This is a genomic window from Micromonospora sp. TSRI0369, assembly GCF_001905625.1.
GTDB classification, from domain to species: Bacteria; Actinomycetota; Actinomycetes; order Mycobacteriales; family Micromonosporaceae; genus Micromonospora; species Micromonospora echinospora_A.
Window position 1 is genome coordinate 1 of sequence record NZ_LIVU01000003.1, and the last position, 24,595, is coordinate 24,595.

The following is a 24,595-nucleotide window of genomic DNA, read 5'->3' on the forward strand; positions in this document are numbered from 1 at the left end:
CACCGACATCCCCGAAGCACAGCCCGCACCGGCCGAGGAGGCGCCGAAGGGCGAGGACCGCGGCGCGGCGTCGGCGCTGCGCGAGCGGCTCGCCGCCGCCTCCGGGTCGGAGCGCGACCGCATCCTGCTCGACCTGGTCCGCGGCACCGCCGCGGCGGTGCTGGGACACGCCACGCCGAGCGGGATCAGGCCCGCCCGCGGCTTCCTCGAACTGGGCTTCGACTCGCTCACCGCAGTCGAGCTGCGCAACCGGCTGACCGCCGCAACGGGCATCGGACTGCCCGCCACCCTCGTCTTCGACCATCCCACCCCGAACGCGCTCGCCGGTCACCTGCGGGCCGAGTTGGCGCCCGAGCAGCCGGCGTTGCCGATCGTGGCCGAGATCGAACGCCTCGACAAGCTCCTCGGCGGGCTGCCGGGCGACCAGGTCGACGACGCGGTCGTCGGTCGGCTGGAGGACCTGCTGACCCGGTGGCGGGGCCGACCCGCCGCCACCGCATCGGCGCCGGCCGCCGCAGAGGAGTTGGAGTCGGCCAGCCGGGACGAGCTCTTCGACATCATCCAGCGGGAGTTCGGCAAGTCCTGAGCGGACACTGCCCGAGCCGGGCGGGACGGGCCGGGGAAGGGGCACCCGACGGCGCCGGACGCCTGGCCGGCGCCGTCGGGCAGGCGCGCCCGCCTTAGGGGTCCACGAAGCCTGTCTAGGGGTGTGCCGGTGTGGATCCGGCTCCGTAGGGTCGGAGCACGCCAGGCCGTCTCGCCCTGCCCACCGGCGGCGAGCGGTACGGATGTGGGTGCGTGCGGTACCCCGGATGGACGGGAGGTCCGCATGGCCGGATCCGGCTTGCCTCAACTGCTCGCCATCAGCGACCTGCACGTGGTGCACGCGGAGAACAAGGCCATCGTCGAGCGGCTGCGGCCGGAGCGCGACGGCGACTGGCTCGTCGTCGCCGGCGACGTCGGGGAGTTCGTCGGCGACATCGAGTGGGCGCTGGGACTCCTCAGCCGCCGCTTCGCCAAGGTCATCTGGGCCCCCGGCAACCACGAGCTGTGGACTCCCCGCGAGGACCCGATCCAGCTGCGGGGGGACGCGCGCTACCAGCACCTGGTGCAACTGTGCCGAGGGCTCGGGGTCATCACCCCGGAGGACCCGTACCCCGTCTGGGACCCGCAGGGCGACGACCCGGTCCTGATCGCGCCGCTGTTCCTGCTCTACGACTACACCTTCCGGCCCCCGGGGACGTACACGAAGGAGCAGGCCCTGGCGCGGGCCCACGAGGTCGGCGTGGTCTGCACCGACGAGATCCTGCTGCACCCGGACCCGTACCCGACGCGGGACGCCTGGTGCCGGGCGCGGCTGGCCCTGACGGAGCGCCGGCTCACCGCCGAGCGCAGCGGGCTGCCCACCGTCCTGGTCAACCACTTCCCGCTCGTGCGCGAGCCCACCCGGATCCTGCGGTACCCGGAGTTCGCCCAGTGGTGCGGCACCGAGACCACTGCCGACTGGCACGTCCGCTTCGACGCCCGCGTCGCCGTCTACGGTCACCTGCACATCCCGCGCACCACCTGGTACGACGGGGTCCGGTTCGAAGAGGTCTCGGTCGGCTACCCGCGGGAGTGGCGCCGCCGGTCGACGCCCCCCGGCCGGCTGCGCCGCATCCTGCCGTCGGCCGCCTGAATGGCCCTCGTGGCGCTGGTCACCGCCGCTCCCGGAGCCTGCCGGGACGCCGCCCGCGGGCCGGTCGATCAGGGGTTCTCTAGGGGTTGGGCGGGTGTTGGGCGCTCAGTACCGTCCAGTCACGGTGGCGGGCGTGTGTCGGCGGGACTGTCCGGCGTGGCGGGCGCCTGAGCAGGCACGACGACCGGAATCAGGAACAGGTGTGGGTTTCGTGAGCCGAACGGCCGCGTCTGCACCCACCTGTGCACGAAGCCGGCCCGCCGGCGGTGGTGTGGTCAACGAATCGGCAGATTCCGATCGATAGCAAGCTCTGGGCGGGTGGGTCATGGCGGACGAAGACAAGCTCCTCGAACACCTGAAGTGGGTGACCTCCGAGCTCCGCCTGGCGCGTCGGCGCCTGACCGAGCTGGAGGACGCGGACGCCGAGCCGATCGCGATCGTCGGCATGGCCTGCCGTTTCCCCGGTGGCGTCGCCTCACCGGAGGACCTCTGGGACGTCGTCGCCAGCGGGGTGGACGCCACCGGCGCGTTCCCCGACGACCGGGGCTGGGACCTCGACCGGCTCTACGACCCCGACCCCGACCAGCCCGGCACCACGTACAGCAACCGGGGTGGCTTCCTGCGCGACGCGGGCCTGTTCGACCCGGCCCTGTTCGGGATCTCGCCGCGCGAGGCGCTGGCCATGGACCCGCAGCAGCGTCTCCTGCTCGAGGTGACCTGGGAGGTCTTCGAGCGGGCCGGCATCGACGCCGCGTCGGTGCGGGGCAGCCGTACCGGGGTGTTCGTCGGCACCGCGGGGCAGGACTACACGTCCGTGCTGCGGCAACTGCCCGAGGGCACGGAGGGCTACGTCCTCACCGGCACCGCCGCGAGCGTCATGTCCGGCCGGCTGGCCTACTCCTTCGGGCTGGAGGGGCCAGCCGTCACCATCGACACCGCCTGCTCCTCGTCGCTGGTCGCCCTGCACCTCGCCGGCCAGGCCCTGCGCGACGGTGAGTGCTCCCTCGCCGTGGCCGGCGGCGTCACCGTGCTGGCCACGCCGGGCGCCTTCGTCGAGTTCTCCCGCCAGCGGGGGCTCGCCTCCGACGGGCGGTGCAAGGCGTTCTCCGCCGACGCCGACGGGACCGGCTGGTCCGAGGGCGTCGCCATGTTGCTCGTCGAGAAGCTCTCCGACGCCCGGCGCAACGGGCACCCCGTCCTGGCGGTGATCCGGGGCAGCGCCGTCAACCAGGACGGCGCGAGCAGCGGGCTGACCGCCCCCAACGGCCCCGCGCAGCAGCGGGTGATCCGGCAGGCGCTGGAGAACGCCCGGCTCAGCCCGTCCGACGTGGACGCCGTCGAGGCGCACGGCACGGGCACCCGGCTCGGCGACCCGATCGAGGCGCAGGCGCTGCTGGCCACGTACGGGCAGGGCCGCACCGCCGACCGCCCGCTGTGGCTGGGCTCGCTGAAGTCGAACATCGGCCACCCGCAGGCCGCGGCCGGCGCCGGCGGCGTCATCAAGATGGTGATGGCGATGCGGCACGGCGTGCTGCCGCCCACCCTGCACGTGGACCGGCCCTCACCGCACGTCGACTGGTCGACCGGCGCCGTGGCCCTGCTCGACGAGGCGCGCCCGTGGGCCGGCGGCGAGCACGTCCGCAGGGCGGGCGTGTCGTCCTTCGGCATGAGCGGCACGAACGCCCACCTGATCCTGGAGCAGGCGCCGGCCCCCGACCCGGCCGGCGACCACGCCACCCCGTCCCGCCGTCCCGCCGTCGTGCCCATGCTGCTCTCCGCCGCGCAGCCGGCCGCGCTAGCCGCGCAGGCGGACCGGCTGGCCCGTTGGCTCAGCGACGACGAGGAGCCGCGCCCGCTCGATGTGGCCTGGTCGTCGGTGGTGTCCCGCTCGACGCTCGACCGGCGTGCGGTGGTGCTCGCCGGGGACCGTGCGGGTCTGCTGGCGGGCCTGGAGTCCCTGGCGGCGGGCGCGCCGTCGGGCACGGTGGTCACGGGCCAGGCCGGGGACCGCGGTCCGCTGGCGGTGCTCTTCTCCGGCCAGGGCGCGCAGCGCACCGGCATGGGCCGCGAGCTGTACGCCGAGTTCCCCGTCTTCGCCGCCGCCCTCGACGAGGCGTGCGGGCATCTCGACCGGGTGCTGCCGCGCCCGCTCAAGGAGGTGCTGTTCGCGCCGGAGGGCTCCGCCGAGGCGGAGCTGCTGGACCAGACCGCGTTCACCCAGGCCGGGCTCTTCGCCGTCGAGGTGGCGCTGTTCCGCCTCGTGGAGTCGTTCGGCGTGGTGCCGGACTTCGTGGGCGGGCACTCGATCGGTGAGATCGCCGCCGCGCACGTGGCCGGGGTGCTGTCCCTCCAGGACGCCTGCCTGCTGGTGGCGGCGCGGGGCCGGCTCATGCAGTCGCTGCCCGACGGCGGCGGCATGCTCGCCGTGGCCGCCGACGAGGCGGCCGTGACGGAGTCGATCGCCGGGCTGACCGACCGGGTCGGCATCGCGGCCGTCAACGGCCCGACCTCCGTCGTGGTCTCCGGCGCCGTCGACGCCCTCGACGAGGTGGACCGCGTCTGGCGCGACCGGGGTGTGCGTACCCGCCGGTTGGCCGTCAGTCACGCGTTCCACAGCCCGCTGATGGAGCCGGTGCTGGAGCGCTTCCGCGGCATCGTCGAGCGGCTGGACCTCGCCGCCCCCACGCTGCCGATCGTGTCGAACCTGACCGGTGCGCTCGCCGACGCCGACGAGATCCGCACCGCCGACTACTGGGTACGGCACGTCCGCGAGGCGGTCCGCTACGCCGACGGGCTCGCCGCGCTGCGCGACGCCGGGGTCGACACCTTCCTGGAGGTCGGCCCGCAGAGCGTACTGACCGCGATGACGACCGACGTGCTGCCCGACGACGACGTGCTCGCCGTCGCAGCCCAGCGCCGGGACCGGCCCGAGGCGCAGGCGCTGCTGCACGCCCTCGCCGAGCTGCACGTGCACGGGTTGCCGGTGTCCTGGCGGGAGTGGTTCGCCGACACCGGCGCCGCCCGGGTCGGCCTGCCGACGTACGCCTTCCAGCGGGAGCGGTTCTGGCCCGAGGTGCTGCCGTGGCGGGTCGGCGACGTGTCGGGCGCCGGCCTCGGCGTCGCGGGGCACCCGCTGCTCGGCGCGGCGGTGCGGCTCGCCGGCGACGACGAGGTGGTGCTGACCGGCAGGCTGTCGACGTCGACGCACCCGTGGCTGGCCGACCACGTGGTCGGCGGCAACGTGGTGGTGCCGGGCACCGCCCTGGTGGAGCTGGCGGTCCGCGCCGGCGACGAGGTGGGCGCGTCGCGGGTACGGGAGCTGACCGTGGCGGCGCCGCTGGTGCTGCCCGAGTCCGGGGCGGTACGCGTGCAGGTGCGCGTCGGCGCTGCCGACGAAGCCGCCGTGCGGACGGTGTCCGTGTACTCCCAGCCCGAGGACGACGAGACCGAGTGGGTGCGGCACGCCGACGGCCTGCTCGAACCGGTGTCGGCCGACGAGCCGAGCCTCGGCGAGTGGCCGCCGGCGGGCGCGACCGAGGTGGACCTGACCGGCTGGTATCCGGCACTGGCGGAGCACGGCCTGTCGTACGGGCCGGTGTTCCAGGGCGTACGGCGGGCCTGGACGGCCGACGGTGGGGCGTACGCCGAGGTGGCGCTGCCGGACGGGGCGGCCGGCGAGGCGGGCGCGTTCGGGGTGCACCCGGCGCTGCTGGACGCCGCGCTGCACCCGGTGGCGCTGCTGCTCGAGGCCGAGGCCACGGGCGGGCCGCGCGTGCCGTTCGCGTTCGAGGGCGTGCAGGTGCACGCCTCGGGCGCCCGGACGCTGCGGGTGCGGCTGACCCGGGACGGCTCCGGGGTGCGGCTGGTCGCCTGCGACGGCTCGGGCGCGCCGGTGGTGTCGGTGGACTCGCTGGTGCTGCGGGAGATGACCGCGACGGCGACCCGGGGCGGTGCCGCCCGGTCGCTGTACGAGGTGACCTGGCAGGCCGAGCAGATCGAGAGCGTCGACGACCTTCCGGGGTGGGCGGTGCTGGGCCGGCCGGCACCGGACGCGCTGCCGGAGGTGCCGGTCTTCGCGGACGTGGCGACCCTGGCGGCGGACGGGGCCACGGCCCGGCAGGTGCTGCTGACGGTGCCCGCCGGCGTTCCCGGCGTCCCCGTGCCGGAGGCCGTGCGGGCGGTCACCAGCGGTGTGCTGGACGTGCTGCGGTCCTGGCTCGCCGCCGAGCCGCTGGCCGACACGAAGCTCGTGGTGGTGACCCGGGGCGCGGTGGCCAGCGGGGACGACGACCAGGTCACCGACCTCGCTGCCGCCGCCGTCTGGGGCCTGCTGCGCTCGGCGCAGTCGGAGCACCCGGGGCGGATCGTCCTCGCCGACGTCGAGGGCGAACTGACCCCCGCGACCCTCGCCGTGCTGGCCGGGGCCGCCGTCGACCCGTCGGTCTCCGGCGGCCAGCTCGCGGTGCGCGGCGAGCGGACCCTCGTGCCGAGGCTGGCGCGACCGGTGGGCGACGAGCTGACGCCGCCGCCCGGCCCGTGGCACCTCGCCCCCGTCACCGGCGGCACCCTGGACGGGATCGCGCCGGTGCCGGCCACGCCCGCGGAGCTGGGCGAGGACCAGGTGCGCATCGCGGTGCGCGCGGCCGGCGTGAACTTCCGCGACGTGCTGATCGGCCTGGGCATGTACCCGGATCCGGCGGCCGTGATGGGCAGCGAGGGCGCGGGCGTCGTGGTCGAGGTCGGCCCCGGCGTGACCGACCTGGCGCCCGGCGACCGGGTGATGGGCATGTTCGAACTCGGGTTCAGCCCGCAGGCCGTCGCCCATCGCCGGCGCATCGCCAAGATGCCCGCCGGCTGGTCCTTCACCCAGGCGGCGTCCGTCCCCCTGGTCTTCCTGACGGCGTACTACGCGCTGCGGGACCTCGCCGGGCTGCGGTCCGGCGAGTCGGTGCTGATCCACAACGGCGCCGGTGGCGTCGGCATGGCCGCCATCCAGCTCGCCCGGCACTGGGGCGCGACCGTCCACGCGACGGCGAGCCCCGGCAAGTGGGGCGTGCTGCGGGAACTCGGGGTGGCCGGGGAGCGGATCGCGTCGTCGCGGACCACCGAGTTCGAGCAGACCTTCGGCGCGGCCACCGGCGGTGCCGGCGTCGACGTGGTGCTCGACGCCCTCGCCGGTGAGTTCGTGGACGCGTCGCTGCGGCTGCTGCCGCGCGGTGGCCGGTTCGTGGAGATGGGCAAGGCCGACGTACGCGACCCGGAGGCGGTCGCCGCCGACCACCCGGGCGTGGCGTACCGCGCGTTCGACCTGAACGAGGCGGGCAGCACCCGCATCGGCGAGATGCTCACCGAGATCCTCGACCTCTTCGCGCGGGGCGCGCTGCGTCCGCTGCCCGTACGGGCGTGGGACGTGCGTCAGGCCCGGCAGGCGCTGCGGCACGTCAGCCAGGCCCGCCACGTCGGCAAGGTGGTGCTGCGCATCCCCGCGCCCGCCGACCCCGACGGCACCGTGCTGCTCACCGGCGCGGCCGGAACCCTGGCCGGCGTGCTCGCGCGGCACCTCGTCGCCACCGGCCAGGCCCGCCGCCTGCTGCTGGCCTCCCGCCGCGCACCCGGCCGGGACGACGCGTACGCCACCCTGGTCCGGGAACTGACCGACGCGGGCGCCGACGTCACCGCCGTGGCCGTCGACGTCAGCGACCCCGCGCAGGTCACCGAGCTGGTCGCCGGGATCGACCCGGCGTACCCGCTGACGGCGGTGGTGCACACCGCCGGGGTGATCGCCGACGCGACCATCGGTTCGTTGGACGATTCCGCCCTGCGTGCGGTGCTGGCGCCGAAGGTGGACGCCGGGTGGGCGTTGCACGAGGCGACCGCGCACCTGGACCTGTCGGCGTTCGTGCTGTTCTCGTCGGTGGCGGCCACCCTCGGCTCGCCGGGGCAGGGCAACTACGCGGCCGCGAACGCGTTCCTCGACGCCCTCGCGCAGCACCGCCGGCAGCAGGGGCTGCCCGCCACCAGCCTCGCCTGGGGCATGTGGGCCACCGACAGCACGATGACCGCCCACCTCGACGGCGACGACCAGCAGCGGCTGCGGCGCGTCGGGATGAGCCGGCTCTCCCCGGCCGAGGGCGCCGAACTCTTCGACGCCGCCCTGCCGGCGGCCCGGCCGGTGCTCGTCGCGGCCCGCCTCCACGTCACCGGCGAGGCGAGCGGCGTACCGCCGCTGATGCGGCACCTGCTGCGCGGCGGCGGCCGGCGCCGCACCGCCACCGATCGGCCGAGTGCCGGGGCGTCGTGGCGGGAGCGGCTCGACGGCCTGTCCGAGGCGGACGCCCGGCAGGCGCTCGTCGACCTGGTCTGCGGCCAGGCCGCCACGGTGCTGGGGCACGCCTCGGCACAGGCGGTCCCCGCCGCCCGCGCCTTCAAGGACCTGGGCTTCGACTCGCTGACCTCGGTGGAACTGCGCAACCGCCTCGGTGCGGCCACCGGGCTGCGGCTGACCGCCACGCTGGCCTTCGACCATCCCACCCCGGCCCGGCTGGCCGAGCACCTGTTCGCGCAGCTCGGCCCGGCCACGGGAGCCGGCGCCACCGTCCGTACGGTCGTCACCGCCGACGCCGACGAGCCGATCGCCATCATCGGCATGGCCTGCCGCTACCCCGGCGGCGTCGCCACCCCCGAGCAACTGTGGCAGCTCGTCACCTCCGGGGCCGACGCCATCGGCGAGTTCCCGGCCGACCGCGGCTGGGACCTCGACCGGCTGTACGGCACGGACGGCGACCAGGCCGGCGGCACCGTCACCCACCAGGGCGGCTTCCTCTACGACGCGGCCGACTTCGACGCCGGCTTCTTCAACATCAGCCCCCGTGAGGCCCTCGCCATGGACCCGCAGCAGCGGCTGCTGCTGGAGACCGCGTGGGAGAGCTTCGAGTACGCCCGCATCGACCCCGCCGCCCTCAGCGGCACCGCCACCGGTGTCTTCGTCGGCGCCGCCTCATCCGGCTACGCCACCAGCGGACGCGACGACCTGGACGGCCTCGAGGGGCACCTGCTGACCGGCACGGCGGGCAGCGTCGCCTCCGGGCGGGTCGCCTACATGTTCGGCCTCGAAGGCCCGGCGGTCACCGTCGACACCGCCTGCTCCTCGTCGCTGGTGGCGCTGCACCTCGCCGCCCAGGCGCTGCGCGGCGGCGAGTGCGACATGGCCCTGGCCGGCGGGGTGGCGCTGATGGCGCAGCCCGGCATGTTCTCCGAGTTCTCCCGGCAGGGCGGCCTCGCCCCGGACGGGCGGTGCAAGGCGTTCGCCGCCGGCGCGGACGGCACCGGCTGGTCCGAGGGCGTCGGCATGCTGCTCGTGGAGCGCCTCTCCGACGCCCGGCGCAACGGGCACCGGGTGCTCGCCGTGCTGCGCGGCTCCGCCGTGAACCAGGACGGCGCGTCCAACGGGCTGACCGCGCCGAACGGCCCGTCGCAGCAGCGGGTCATCCGCCAGGCCCTGGAGAACGCGCGGCTCGCCCCGGCCGACGTGGACGCGGTCGAGGCGCACGGCACCGGCACCGTCCTCGGCGACCCGATCGAGGCGCAGGCGGTGCTGGCCACCTACGGCCAGGACCGTGCCGCCGGCGAGCCGCTCTGGCTCGGCTCGATCAAGTCGAACATCGGCCACTCCCAGGCGGCCGCCGGGGTGGCCGGCGTGATCAAGATGGTGCTGGCGATGCGGCACGGCGTGCTGCCGCCGACCCTGCACGTGGACGAGCCCTCGCCCCATGTCGACTGGAGTGCCGGAGCCGTCGCCCTGCTCACCGAGGCCCGGCCGTGGCCCGCCGTCGACCGGCCCCGCCGGGCCGCCGTGTCGTCGTTCGGCATCAGTGGCACCAACGCGCACACCGTCATCGAGCAGGCGCCCGGCGAGCCGGCCCCGACGCCCGTGCCGGCGGGGCACGTTCCCGGCCTTGTCGGGCCCGCCGCCGTACCCCTGCCGGTCTCCGGCAGAAGCCCCCGCGCGCTCCGGGCGCAGGCTGCCCGCCTCGGCGAACGGCTCGCCGGCGACGCCGACCTCGACCCGCGGGACCTCGGCTTCTCCCTGGCCACCCAGCGGGCGCACCACCCGTACCGCGCGGTCGTCGTGGCCACCGGCCGGGACGACGCGCTCGCCCGGCTGGCCGCCCTCGCCGACGGCGACACCTCCCCGGCGGGCGTGGACGCCGCGTCGAAGGTCGTCTTCGTCTTCCCCGGCCAGGGCTCCCAGTGGACTTCGATGGCGCTGGACCTGATGGAGACCTCGCCGGTCTTCCGGCAGCGGATGGACGAGTGCGCCGAGGAGCTGTCCCGGCTGGTCGACTGGAACCTGGGGGACGTGCTGCGGCAGGCGCCCGGCGCGCCGCCCCTGGACCGGGTGGACGTGGTCCAGCCCGCGCTCTTCTCCGTCATGGTGTCCCTCGCGCAGCTCTGGCGCGCGTGCGGCGTCGAACCGGCCGCCGTCATCGGGCATTCGCAGGGGGAACTCGCCGCGGCCTGCGTCGCCGGCGCGTTGACCCTCGCCGAAGCCGCGCGGCTCGTCGTGGCGCGCAGCCACGGCCTGCTGTCGATCGCGGGTCGCGGCGGCATGGTCTCCGTGCCGCTCCCGGCCGCCGACACCGAGCGGCTCATCGCGCCGTGGCGGGGCAGCCTCTCCGTCGCCGCCCTCAACGGCGCCGCCGTGACAGTGGTCGCCGGCGACTCGGCGTCGGTCGCCGAACTGCTCGCGCACTGTGCCGAGCGCGACGTCCGCGCCCGGCAGATCGCCGTCGACTTCGCGGCGCACAGCGGCCACGTCGACCCGATCCGCGACGAGGTGATCGCCCGGTTCGGCACTGTGGACCCCCGCTCCAGCACCGTGCCCTTCCACTCCACAGTCACCGGCGAGCCGATCGACACCGCCGGGCTCGACGCCGACTACTGGTACCGCAACCTGCGGGAGCCGGTCCGGCTCGCGCCGGTCGTGGACCAGCTGATCGAGCAGGGCTTCCGGACGTTCGTCGAGGTCAGCCCGCACCCCGTACTCAAGATCGCCGTGCAGGACGCGCTCGACCGGAAGGCCGACGGCGGCGTGGTGGTGGGCTCGCTGCGCCGCGACGGGCACGGGCCGCGTCAGCTACTGGCCAACCTCGGCGAGCTGCACGTCGCCGGCGTCCCCGTCGACTGGTCGCGCGTCTTCGCCGGCTCCGGCGCCACCCCTGTCGACCTGCCCACGTACGCCTTCCAGCGGGACCGGTTCTGGCCGGTGCTCGACCGCTCCGCCACCGGCGACGTGTCGGGCGCGGGGCTGGGCGCGGCAGGGCACGGGCTGCTCGGCGCGGCGGTGCGCCTCGCCGGCGACGACGAGGTCGTGCTGACCGGCCGGCTGTCGGCGTCCACGCACCCGTGGCTCGCCGACCACGTGGTCGGCGGCGCCGTGGTGCTGCCGGGCACGGCCCTCGTCGAGCTCGCGGTGCGCGCCGGCGACGAGGTCGGCACCTCCCGGGTGCGGGAACTGACCGTCGCCGCGCCGCTGGTGCTGCCGAACCCGGGCGCGATCCGCGTGCAGGTGCGCGTCGGCGCGGCCGACGGCTCCGGAACCCGGAGCGTGGCGGTGCACTCGCAGCCCGACGGCGACCCCGAGGACCCCTGGACGCGGCACGCCGACGGTCTGCTGGAGCAGGCCACCGACGAGCCGGCGTTGGGCTCCTGGCCGCCGGCCGGAGGCACCGAGGTGGACCTCGCCGGCTGGTACCCGGCGCTCGCGGAACGCGGCCTGGCCTACGGACCGGCGTTCCGGGGCCTGCGGCGGCTGTGGACCGCCGGCGACGAGGCGTACGCCGAGGTGACCCTGCCGGACGAGGCGGCCGGCGACGCCGACGGCTTCGCCGTGCACCCGGCGCTGCTGGACGCCGCCCTGCACCCCGTCGGGCTGCTGCTGGCCGAGCGCTCCGGCGGACCGCGCGTGCCGTTCGCGTTCGAGGGCGTACAGGTGCACGCCTCCGGCGCCCGGACGCTGCGGGTGCGGCTGACCCGGGCGGGCTCGCGCGTGCGGCTGGTGGCCGGGGACGAGTCCGGCGTGCCCGTGGTGTCAGTCGAGTCGCTCTCCCTGCGGGAGATGACCGACGCCACCGGCGCGGAGGCCGCGGAGCGGTCGATGTTCGAGGTGACGTGGCAGGCCGAGACGGTCACCCCGGCGCGGGACGTCTCCGGCTGGGTGCTGCTCGGCGACGGACCCGCCCCGGCGGACCTCGTCACGCCGGTGTTCCCGACCGTCGGCGAGCTGACCGCGGCGGTCTCGGCCGGTACGGTCGAGGCGCCCCGCGCGCTCGTGGTCCCCGTGCCCGCCGGCACCCCGGAGGGCGACCTGCCCGACGAAGTCCGTACGGCCACCGCCCGCGTCCTGGCCGTGCTGCACTCCTGGCTGGACAGTGAGGCGCTGGCCGACACCACGCTCGTCGTGCTGACCCGCGCGGCGGTGGCCGCCACCCCGGCGGACGCGGTTCGGGACCTGCCCGGCGCGGCGGTCTGGGGCCTGCTGCGCTCGGCGCAGTCGGAGCACCCGGGGCGGATCGTCCTCGCCGACGTCGACGGGGAACTCACCCCGGCCACCCTCGCCGTGCTGGCCACCGTGGCCCAGGACCCGTCGCCGACCGGCGGCCAGGTGGCCGTACGCGGCAACGAGGTGCGCACGCCCCGCCTGGGCCGGCCCGCCGGCCAGGCCGCCGACGAACTCGTCCCGCCGGACGGACTGTGGCGGGTCGGGGCGGTCAGCCCCGGCACCCTCGACGGCGTCGGCATCGTGCCCGCCACCTCCGCCGCCCTGGACGCGGGCCAGGTGCGCATCGCGGTGCGCGCGGCCGGCGTGAACTTCCGCGATGTGCTGATCGGCCTGGGTATGTACCCGGATCCGGCGGCCGTGATGGGCAGCGAGGGCGCGGGCGTCGTGGTCGAGGTCGGCCCCGGCGTGACCGACCTGGCCCCCGGCGACCGCGTGCTCGGCATGTTCGAACCGGCCTTCGCCCCCGAGGTGATCGCCACCCGCGACCTCGTGGCGAAGATCCCCGCCGGCTGGTCGTTCGCGCAGGCCGCCTCCGTGCCGGTGGTGTTCCTGACCGCGTACTACGCGCTGCGGGACCTCGCCGGGCTGCGGTCCGGCGAGTCGGTGCTGATCCACAACGGCGCCGGTGGCGTAGGCATGGCCGCCATCCAGCTCGCCCGGCACTGGGGCGCGACGGTCTACGCCACCGCCAGCCCCGGCAAGTGGGGCGTGCTGCGGGAACTCGGGGTGGCCGAGGAACGCATCGCGTCGTCGCGGACCACCGAGTTCGAGCAGACCTTCGGCGCGGCCACCGGCGGTGCCGGCGTCGACGTGGTGCTCGACGCCCTCGCCGGTGAGTTCGTGGACGCGTCGCTGCGGCTGCTGCCGCGCGGTGGCCGGTTCGTGGAGATGGGCAAGGCCGACGTACGCGACGCCGAAACCGTCGCCGCCGACCACCCGGGCGTAACCTACCGCGCGTTCGACCTCAACGAGGCCGGGCACCGGCGCATCGGGGAGATGCTCACCGAGCTGCTCGACCTGTTCGCACGCGGCGCGCTGCGTCCGCTGCCGCTACGGGCGTGGGACGTGCGCCAGGCCCGGCAGGCGCTGCGCCACATCAGCCAGGCCCGGCACATCGGCAAGGTCGTCCTGCGGGTGCCCGCCCCCGCCGACCCGGACGGCACCGTGCTCGTCACCGGCGCCGGCGGCGCCCTCGCCGGCGTGTTCGCCCGGCACCTCGTCGCCACCGGCCAGGCCCGGCACCTGCTGCTGGCCTCCCGCCGTGGCCCCGAGCACTACCGGGAGCTGGTCGACGAGCTGACCCGCGCGGGCGCCCGGGTCACCGCCGGCACCGCCGACGTGACCGACCCCGCGCAGGTGACCCGGCTGCTGGAACTGGTGGACCCGGCGCACCCGCTGACCGCCGTGGTGCACACCGCCGGCGTGATCGCCGACGCGACCATCGGTTCGTTGGACGATTCCGCCCTGCGTGCGGTGCTGGCGCCGAAGGTGGACGCCGGGTGGGCGTTGCACGAGGCGACCGCGCACCTGGACCTGTCGGCGTTCGTGCTGTTCTCGTCGGTGGCGGCCACCCTCGGCTCGCCGGGGCAGGGCAACTACGCGGCCGCGAACGCGTTCCTCGACGCCCTCGCCCGGCACCGGCGTGAGCAGGGGCTGCCCGCCACCAGCCTCGCCTGGGGGCTGTGGGCGACCAGCAGCGCCATGACCGCCCACCTGGGCGGCAACCAGCACCGCAAGGCGATCCGCGCCACCAGCGCCCCGTTGACCGACCGGCAGGGCGTGGCGCTGTACGAGCTGGCGCGACAACGCGGCGCGGCGCACCTCGTCCTCATGAACCTGCCGCCGGCGTCGCGGGCGACCGGCCAGAACGTGCCCAGCCTGCTGCGGGACGTGGTCCGTGCGGGAGGCCCGGCCCGGCGCGCGGTGGGTCGCGGCCTCGCGGACACCGCCTCCGTACGCGACCGGCTGGCGACGCTCGGCCCGGCGGAGCGGCGCTCCCACCTGCTCGACCTGGTGGCCGCCGGCGTGGCGGCAGTGCTCGGGCACCGCTCGGCGGAGACCGTCGACGCCCAGCGCGCCTTCAAGGAGCTGGGCTTCGACTCGCTCACCTCGGTGGAGCTGCGCAACCGGCTCTCCGCCGCTACCGGCCTGCGGCTGCCCGCCACCGTGGCGTTCGACTACCCGACGCCGGTGGTGCTCGCCGAGTTCCTGGACCGGGAGCTCGGCGGCGCGGCAGTCGTGGACCGGCCCGCCGCGGTCGGCACCGCCGCCGCCCTCGACGAACCGATCGCCATCATCGGCATGGCCTGCCGGTTCCCCGGCGACGTGCAGACCCCCGAGCAGCTCTGGGGTGTGGTCACCGCCGGCGCCGACGTCATCTCGCCCTTCCCCACCGACCGGGGCTGGAACCTCGACGACCTGCGCGCCGACGGCCAGGACCCGGGCGCCGTACCACGGCAGGGTGGCTTCCTCCACGACGCCGCCCAGTTCGACGCCGCCTTCTTCGGGATCTCGCCCCGCGAGGCCCTGGCGATGGACCCACAGCAGCGGCTGCTGCTGGAGACCTCCTGGGAGGCCTTCGAGCGGGCCGGGATCGACCCCCACTCGGCGCGGGGCAGCAGCACCGGCGTCTACGTCGGCCTGATCTACCACGACTACGCCTCCCAGGCCGCCGGCGGCACCGACGAACTGGACGGCCACGTCGGCAACGGCAGCGCCGGCAGCGTCGCCTCCGGCCGCATCTCGTACCTGTTCGGCCTGGAGGGCCCTGCCGTCACCGTCGACACCGCCTGCTCGTCGTCGCTGGTGGCGCTGCACCTGGCCACCCAGGCGCTGCGGCAGGACGAGTGCCGCCTCGCCCTCGCCGGCGGGGTGAGCGTCATGTCCACCCCCGGCATGCTCACCGAGTTCTCCCGGCAGCGCGGCCTGTCGCCCGACGGGCGGTGCAAGGCGTTCGGCGCCGGCGCCGACGGCACCGGTTTCGCCGAGGGCGTCGGCATGCTCCTGCTGGAGCGCCTCTCCGACGCGCAGCGCAACGGTCACCGCGTGCTCGCCGTCGTGCGCGGCAGCGCCGTCAACCAGGACGGCGCCAGCAGCGGTCTGACCGCGCCGAACGGCCCCGCCCAGCAGCGGGTGATCCGGCAGGCGCTCGCCAACGCCCGGCTCGCCACCACCGACGTGGACGCCGTCGAGGCGCACGGCACCGGCACCGCCCTCGGCGACCCGATCGAGGCGCAGGCGCTGCTGGCCACGTACGGGCAGGGCCGACCGCAGGACCGTCCGCTGTGGCTGGGGTCGGTCAAGTCGAACATCGGCCACGCCCAGGCGGCGGCCGGCGTCGCCGGTGTGATCAAGATGGTGCTGGCGATGCGGCACGGCGTGCTGCCGCCGACCCTGCACGCCGAGAAGCCGTCCCCGCACATCGACTGGACGGCCGGATCGGTCGCGCTGCTCACCGAGGCCCGGCCGTGGCCCGCCGTCGACCGGCCCCGCCGCGCGGCGGTGTCGTCGTTCGGCATCAGCGGCACCAACGCGCACACCATCGTCGAGCAGGCCCCCGAGCCCGCCCCGGCGCAGGCCGCCCCCGCCACGGGCGTCCCGGGTGACCTCGTCGCCTGCGTCCTGTCGGCCCGCGACGAGGCCGCCCTGCACGAGCAGGCGCGCCGTCTGCGGACCCTCGTCGACGGCGAGCCGGACCTGACCATCGCCGACGTGGGCCGGGCCCTCGTCACCGCCCGCAGCGCCTTCGAGCACCGCGCCGTGCTGCTGCCCGCCGACCGCGCCGGGCTGCTCGCCGCCCTCGGTGCGCTGGCCGACGACGAGCCCTCGGCCGCCGTCGTGCGGGGGATCGCCCGCAGCGGCCGCACCGCCGTCCTCTTCTCCGGCCAGGGCGCGCAGCGCGCCGGCATGGGTCGTGGGTTGTACGGGGCGTTCCCGGTGTTCGCCGCCGCGCTGGACGAGGTGTGCGGTCACCTGGATCCGTTGTTGCCGCGTCCGCTCAAGGAGGTGCTGTTCGCGTCGGAGGGTTCCGCCGGGGCTGGGTTGCTGGATCAGACAATGTTCACGCAGGCGGGGCTGTTCGCGGTCGAGGTGGCGTTGTTCCGCCTGGTGGAGTCGTTCGGTGTGGTGCCGGACCTGGTGGCCGGGCACTCCGTCGGCGAGATCGCGGCAGCGCACGTGGCCGGCCTGTTCAGCCTGGCCGACGCGTGTGCGCTGGTCGCGGCGCGGGGTCGGCTCATGCAGGCGTTGCCGGCCGGCGGCGGCATGCTCGCCGTGGCCGCCGACGAGGACGCGGTGGCCGAGTCGATCGTTCCGCTCGCCGACCGGGTCGGCGTCGCCGCCGTCAACGGCCCCACCGCCGTGGTGGTCTCCGGCGCCGCCGAGGCCCTCGACGAGGTGGAGCGGGCCTGGAAGGACCGGGGTGTGCGTACGCGCCGGCTCACCGTCAGCCACGCGTTCCACAGCCCGCTCATGGAGCCGATGCTTGCCGAGTTCCGGCAGACGCTCGACGGGCTGACGTTCCACTGGCCCGTCCTGCCGATCGTGTCGAACCTGACCGGGCAGGTCGCCGACCCCGACGAGATCGGCACCCCCGACTACTGGGTCCGCCACGTACGCGAGACCGTCCGCTTCGCCGACGGGGTCGCGAGCCTGCGCGAGCGCAACGTCCGTACCTTCCTCGAACTGGGCCCCGACGCGGTGCTCGCCGGCATGGTGGGCGCCTGCCTGCCGGACGACGACGCGGCGGCGGTCGTGGCGACCCTGCGCCCCGGCCGACCCGAGCCGGCGTCGCTGGTCCACGCGCTTGCGGAGCTGTACGCGCACGGCACGCCGGTCACCTGGACCGCCCTCCTGCCGGCCGGAACCCGCCCGGTCGACCTGCCGACGTACCCGTTCCAGCGGCAGCGCTTCTGGCCGGCCGTGGGCCGGCTGCGCGCCGGCGACGTCAGCGGCGCCGGCCTCGGCGTGGCCGAGCACGGTCTGCTCGGCGCGGCCGTGGACCTGGCCGGCGACGACGAGATCGTGCTGACCGGCCGGATCTCCCCGACCACCCACCCCTGGCTGGCCGACCACGTCGTCTCCGGCGTGCCGCTGGTCCCGGGCACGGCCCTCGTGGAGCTTGCCGTCCGCGCCGGCGACGAGGCGGACCTGCCGCGGCTGCGGGACCTGACGGTGCTCGTGCCGCTGGTGCTCCCCGAGTCCGGCGCCATACGGATCCAGGTGCGGGTGTCCGCGTCGGATTCGCTGCAGCGCCCCGTCGCCGTCTACTCCCGCCCCGACGACGACCCCGAGGCGGGCTGGACCCGGCACGCGGAGGGCGTGCTGGAACCGGCCACGGCCGACGAACCGCAGCCGACCGCCTGGCCGCCCGCCGGCGCCACCGAGGTGGACCTGACCGGCTGGTACCCGGCGCTCCTTGAACACGGCCTGTCGTACGGGCCGGCGTTCCAGGGGCTGCGCCGGGTGTGGACCGGCGAGGACGACGTCTTCGCCGAGGTGGTCCTGCCGGACGACGCGGCGGCGGAGGCGGCTCGCTTCGGCGTGCACCCGGCGCTGCTGGACGCCGCCCTGCACCCGATCGGGCTGCTGCCCGGCGCCGAGGAGACGGGCGGGCCGCGCGTGCCCTTCGCCTTCGAGGGCGTACAGGTGCACGCCTCCGGCGCGAGGCTGCTGCGGGTGCGGTTGACCCGCGACGGCTCCGCGGTGCGGCTGACCGCCCGCGACGAGGCGGGCGCGCCGGTGGTGACGGTGGACTCCCTCGTCCTGCGGGAGCTGACCGGGGTGGCCGCCCCGAACGCGGCGTCGCGCTCCCTGTTCGAGGTGGCCTGGCAGGTCGAGGAGGCCGACCCGGTCGACGACGCGTCGGGCTGGGCGGTGCTGGGCGGGCCGGCCCTGCCGGGCGTCCCCGGTGGCCCCTCCGCCGAGACGATCCGGCAGCTGCGCGCCGCCATCGACGCCGGCATCGCCCCGCCGCGCCTGCTGCTCTTCACGCCGGCCGCGTCGCCCGCCGACGACGGCGACCCGGCGGAGGCCGTACGCACTGTCACCGCCGACGTGCTGGGCCTGGTGCAGGAGTGGCTGGCCGTCGACGCGCTGGCCGACTCGAAGCTCGTGGTGGTGACCCGGGGCGCGCTGGCCGTCCGCGACGGGGACCGGGTGAGCGACCTGGCCGCCGCGGCCGTGTGGGGCCTGCTGCGCTCCGCGCAGTCCGAGCACCCCGGTCGCATCGTCCTGGCCGACGTCGACGACGCGATCAACCCCGGCACGCTGGGCGTCCTGGCCCGCTTCGCCGCGGACCCGGCCGGCGGTCAGGTCGCGTTGCGTGCGGGCGCGGTGTTCGTGCCGCGTCTGGTGCGCGCGGTCGCCCCGGCGTCAGTGGAGACGCCGGTCGTGGGTGACGGTGCGGTGCTGGTGACCGGCGGTACGGGCGCGCTGGGCGCGTTGGTCGCGGAGCACCTGGTGTCGGCGCATGGTGTGCGGTCGCTGGTGCTGGTGTCGCGGCGTGGTCCGGAGGCCGCGGGCGCGGGTGAGTTGTCGGAGCGGTTGTCGGCGCTGGGCGCGTCGGTGCGGGTCGTTGCCTGTGACGTGACCGACCGGGACCAGGTCGGCGCGCTGGTGGCCGAGGTCGCCGCCGGGGGTCGGCTGGCGGGTGTGGTGCACACCGCCGGTGTGCTGGATGACGGGGTGATCGAGCGGGTCACCGAGGAGCGTCTGGCAAGGGTGTTGGCGCCGAAGGTGTCAGCGGGTTGGTTCCTGCATGAGGCGACGGCGTCGCTCGCGCTGGACCTGTTCGTGGTGTTCTCGTCGGTTGCTGGTGTGCTGGGTTCGCCGGGTCAGTCGGCGTACGCGGCGGGTAACGCGTTCCTGGACGGGTTGGCGGTGTACCGGCGGCAGCTCGGGTTGCCTGCGGTCAGCCTGGCGTGGGGCATGTGGGACACCCCCGGCATGGCCGCGTCGATCGGCGGCAACGACCGGGCCCGTACGGCACGCGCCGGACTCCGACCGATGAACGCCCGCACCGGCCTGGAACTCTTCGACGCCGCCGTGGGGGCACAGCGGGCGGCGCTGGTGCCGGCCGCGATCGACGTACCCGCGCTGCGGGCGGCAGCAGCCGGCGCGGTCGTACCGCCGATGCTGCGCAACCTGGTCGACGTGGCGACGACCCGCCGCCGCGCCGGCCAGGGCGCCCCCGGCGGCTGGGCCGACCGCCTCACCGGCCTCAGCGCAGAGGACGGCCTCGCGCAGGTCGACCAGCTGATCCGGGGCCTGGTCGCGCAGGTTCTCGGGCACGGCGGCGCCGAGGCGGTGCCGGCCGACCGGGCGTTCAAGGACCTGGGCTTCGACTCGCTGACCGCCGTCGAGCTGCGCAACCGGGTGAACGGCGCGACCGGCCTGCGCCTCACCTCGACCCTGGTGTTCGACCACCCGTCCCCGCAGGTCCTGGCGGCCCACGTGTACGCGGAACTCGCCGGCACCCGGCCCGGCACCGTCACGACCGACGAGGCGGCGACCGGCGACGCCGACGAGGCGATCGCGATCGTCGGCATGGCCTGCCGCTACCCCGGCGGGGCGGAGTCTCCCGACGAGCTGTGGAAGCTGGTCAGCACCGGTGGGGAGGGCATCGGGGAGTTCCCGGCCGACCGGGGCTGGGACCTGGACACGCTGTACGACCCGGACCCCGACCACGCCGGCACCTCGTACACCCGCCACGGCGGTTTCCTGTACGGCGCGGCAGAGTTCGACCCCGGTTTCTTCGGTGTCTCGCCGCGCGAGGCCCTCGCCATGGACCCGCAGCACCGGTTGCTGCTGGAGGCGTCCTGGGAGACGTTCGAGTCGGCGGGCCTGGACCCGTCCGGCCTGCGGGGCAGCCGGACCGGCGTCTTCGCGGGCGTCATCTACCACGACTACGCGACGCGGCTCATGGAGACGCCCGAAGTCGAGGGCTACATCGGCACCGGCAACTCGGGCAGCGTGCTGTCCGGCCGGGTGGCGTACACGTTCGGCTTGGAGGGCCCGGCGGTCACTGTCGACACGGCGTGCTCGTCGTCGCTGGTGGCGTTGCATCTCGCGGTGCAGGCGCTGCGCAGTGGTGAGTGTGATTTGGCGTTGGCCGGTGGTGTGACGGTGATGGCGACGCCGGGGACGTTCGTGGAGTTCTCGCGGCAGCGGGGTCTGTCGCAGGACGGTCGCTGCAAGTCGTTCGCGGCGTCGGCCGACGGTACGGGTTGGTCCGAGGGTGTGGGTGTGCTGCTGGTGCAACGGCTGTCGGACGCGCAGCGGGAGGGCCGGCGGATCCTGGCGGTGGTGCGGGGCACGGCGGTGAATCAGGATGGTGCGTCGAACGGGCTGACGGCGCCGAACGGTCCGTCGCAGCAGCGGGTGATCCGTCAGGCGCTGGCGAACGCGCGGCTCACCACCGCCGATGTGGATGTGGTGGAGGCGCACGGTACGGGTACGACTTTGGGTGACCCGATTGAGGCGCAGGCGTTGTTGGCGACGTACGGGCGGGAGCGTCCGCAGGATCGGCCGCTGTTGTTGGGGTCGGTGAAGTCGAACATCGGGCATGCGCAGGCGGCTGCGGGTGTGGCTGGTGTGATCAAGATGGTGTTGGCGATGCGGCATGGTCTGGTGCCGGCGACGTTGCATGTGGATGAGGTGTCTCCGCATGTGGACTGGTCGGCGGGGGCGGTTGCCCTGGCGACCGAGGCGGTGCCGTGGCCGCGGGTGGGTCGGCCGCGTCGGGCGGGGGTGTCGTCGTTCGGGATTTCCGGCACGAACGCGCACGTGATCATCGAGCAGCCGCCTGCCGAGGTGGTTGAGGGGGAGGTTGTCGTCCGCGAGGTGCCGGTGGTGCCGGTGCTGCTGTCGGCGCGCTCGGAGGCGGCACTCGCCGGGCAGGCGGGCCGGTGGGCGCGGTGGCTCGCCGTCGACGAGGCCCGACGCGGCGTGGATGTGGCCTGGTCGTCGGTGGCGTCGCGGTCGGCGTTGGAGCACCGGGCGGTGGTGTCCGGGGCGAGCCGGGACGAGCTGCTGGCGGGTCTCGCGGCAGTGGCGGCCGGCGAGCCGTCGGGGGCTGTCGTGACCGGTTCTGCCGCCGCGCGCGGCCAGATGGCGCTGCTGTTCTCGGGTCAGGGTGCGCAGCGTGCGGGGATGGGTCGGGAGTTGTCCGCTCTGTTCCCGGTGTTTGCCGCCGCGCTGGACGAGGTGTGTGGGCACCTGGATCCGTTGTTGCCGCGTCCGCTCAGGGAGGTGCTGTTCGCGTCGGAGGGTTCCGCCGAGGCGGAGCTGCTGGACCAGACGGTGTTCACGCAGGCCGGGTTGTTCGCGGTCGAGGTGGCGTTGTTCCGCCTGGTGGAGTCGTTCGGGGTTGTTCCCGATGTGGTGGCCGGTCATTCGATCGGTGAGGTGACGGCGGCGCATGTGGCCGGGGTGTTGTCTCTGGCGGACGCGTGCGTCCTCGTGGCGGCGCGGGGTCGGTTGATGCAGGCGCTGCCGACCGGTGGCGGGATGCTGGCGGTGGCCGCCGACGAGGCGGCGGTGGCGGAGTCGATCGTCGGGCTGACCGACCGGGTTGGTGTCGCGGCGGTCAACGGGCCTGCTGCTGTGGTGGTGTCGGGTGCCGTCGAGGCCCTGGACGAGGTGGAGCGGGTCTGGCGGGATCGGGGTGTGCGGACGCGTCGGCTGGTGGTGAGTCACGCATTCCACAGTCCGTTGATGGCGCCGATGCTCGATGAGTTCCGTGCGGTTGTGGGTGGGTTGGCGTTTGCGGCGCCGTTGTTGCCGGTCGTGTCGAACGTGACCGGTGCCCTGGCCGGCGATGAGATCTGCACGCCGGAGTATTGGGTGCGGCACGTGCGGGAGGCCGTGCGCTACGCCGACGGCATCGCCGCCCTGCGGGCTGCCGGGGTTGACACCTTCCTGGAGATCGGCCCGCAGAGCGTCCTGACCGCCATGAACGCCGACCTGCTGCCCGATGACGAGGCCGTGCTGGCGGTGGCCGTGCAGCGTCGGGACCGTCCGGAGGTGCAGGCGTTGGTGCACGCCCTGGCCGAGTTGCACGTGCACGGCGTGCCGGTGACCTGGACGCAGTGGTTCGCCGAGACCGGCGCGCGGCGGGTCGACCTGCCCACGTACGCCTTCCAGCGGGAGCGGTACTGGCCCGAGCCGGCGAACCGGCCGCGGCAGACGGCGACCGACGGCGGTGACGCCGACTTCTGGAAGGCCGTCGAACGCGGCGACCTGAGCGCCCTCGCCGCCCAGTTCGGCGACGACGGCGCCGCCCTGGACGCCCTCACCCCGGCCCTGCCGGTCCTGTCGACCTGGCACCGGGCGCGCACGCAGCGGGCCGTCCTGGACGCATGGTCGTACCGCGTCGGATGGAAGCGCGCCGACATCACCGCCGGCCCGGCGCGGCCCGGCGCGTGGCTGCTCGTGACGGCGCAGGACGACCTGGCGGACGGCACCCGGGCGGAAGCGGTCACCAAGGCCCTCGCCGAGGTCGGCGCCGCCGTGGTCCGGCTCACCGTCGACCCGGCCGACACCGACCGGGCGGGCCTCGCCCGGCGGCTGGGCGACGCGCTGGCCGACGGTCCCGTCACCGGCGTGCTCTCCCTGCTCGGCCTCCGCGACCAGCCGCACCCCGCCCACCCGGCCGTGCCGGTCGGGACGGCCGCCACGCTGCTGCTGCTCCAGGCGCTGCACGACACCGGGGCGACGACCCGGCTGTGGTGCCTGACGCAGGGCGCGGTCAGCACCGGCGACGGGGACACCGTGCACGCTGCCGTCCAGAGCGGGCTCTGGGGCCTGGGGCTCGTGGCGGGCCTGGAACACCCCCACCTGTGGGGCGGACTGGTGGATCTGCCCGAGCAGGCCGACGCGACGGCCTGGGACCGGCTGGCGCGGGTGGTGACCGGCGCCGGCGACGAGGACCAGCTTGCCGTACGCCCCTCCGGGGTGTTCGTCCGTCGCCTGGTCCGCTCGGCGCCCGCCGCCCCCGACACGGCGCAGCGGTGGCGGCCGTCCGGCACCGTGCTGGTCACCGGCGGCACGGGCGCGCTGGGCGCGCACGTGGCCCGCTGGGCGGCGGCCGACGGGGCGGAGCACGTCGTGCTGACCAGCCGCCGCGGCGGGGACGCCCCGGGGGCCGTGGAGCTGCGCGAGGAGCTGATTGCCCAGGGCGTACGGGCGTCGGTCGTGGCCTGCGACGTCGCCGATCGCGACCAGGTGGCGGAGCTGCTGGCCCGCCTCGACGAGGATCCGGCGCCGCTGACGGCCGTGGTGCACGCGGCGGGCGCCGGCGAGTCCGGGCTGATCGCCGACACCGACCTGGCCGCGTTCGCGGGCGTGCTCGACGGCAAGGTGGCCGGCGCGCTGCACCTGGACGCCCTGCTCGGCGACCGGCCGCTGGACGCGTTCGTGCTCTTCTCCTCCATCGCCGGGGTGTGGGGCAGCGGCGGGCAGTCCGCGTACGCCGCCGGCAACGCCTTCCTCGACGCGCTCGCCGAGCAGCGGCGCGGCCGGGGCCTGGCGGCGACGTCCGTGGCCTGGGGACCGTGGGCCGACGGCGGCATGGCCACCGGCGAAGCCCGGCAGATGCTGGCCCGGCGCGGCCTGACCGCCATGGCGCCGGCCGACGCCGTGCACGCCATGCGGTACGCCGCCGGCCTGCCCAGGGCGGCGCTGACCGTGGCGGACGTCGACTGGGCGGTCTTCGCCCCGGCGTACGCCTCGGCCCGCCCCCGGCCGCTGCTCGACGACATCGCCGAGGCCCGGGAGGCGCTGCACGCCCACGCCGGGGAGCAGCAGCCCGGCGGTGCCGCCAACGCCCTGCGGGAGCACCTGCTAACCCTGCCCCGCCCCGAGCGCGTCCGGCACCTGGTCGACCTGGTCCGTACCCACGCCTCGGCCGTGCTCGGCCATGCGGGAACGGACCGGGTCAAGCCGCAGCGGGCGTTCAAGGAGCTCGGATTCGACTCGCTGACGGCGGTCGAGCTGCGCAACCGACTGACCGGCGTCACCGGCCTGTCGCTGCCCGCGACCCTCGTCTTCGACTACCCGAACCCGGCCGTGCTCGCCGAGAACCTGCTCGACGGCCTGCTGCCCGAGGCGGCGCAGGCGGACGACGGCGACCCGGCGGAGGCGGCCGTCCGGCAGACGCTCGCGGCGATCCCGCTGGCCCGCCTCCGTGAGGCCGGGCTGCTGGACCTGCTGCTCAACCTCGCCGACACCGACGGCGACGACGGTGACGAGTCCACCGACGAGGACCTGGACCTCGACGACCTCGACACCGACGCCCTCGTCAGGCTGGCGCTTGACGGAACCGATTCCTGACCGTTGTCCCCAGTACGGAGCTCATG

The 24,595-nt window shown here is 75.5% G+C and carries 3 protein-coding genes; all 3 read left to right on the plus strand.

Annotated elements, in window-relative coordinates; all coding sequences use genetic code 11:
• The coding region (locus AMK25_RS09490; RefSeq protein ID WP_241826306.1) for a phosphopantetheine-binding protein at window positions 1-586 on the plus strand (586 nt) is incomplete at its 5' end.
• A 243-nt stretch (window positions 587-829) separates the two neighbouring features.
• Entirely contained in the window at window positions 830-1,678 is an 849-nt protein-coding gene (locus AMK25_RS09495; protein ID WP_073827811.1) for a metallophosphoesterase family protein, read from the plus strand.
• Window positions 1,679-2,003: 325 nt separating this feature from the next.
• Window positions 2,004-24,569, plus strand: coding sequence for a type I polyketide synthase (locus tag AMK25_RS09500; protein WP_073827812.1), 22,566 nt, complete (start codon window positions 2,004-2,006; stop codon window positions 24,567-24,569).
• Window positions 24,570-24,595 lie beyond the last annotated feature (26 nt).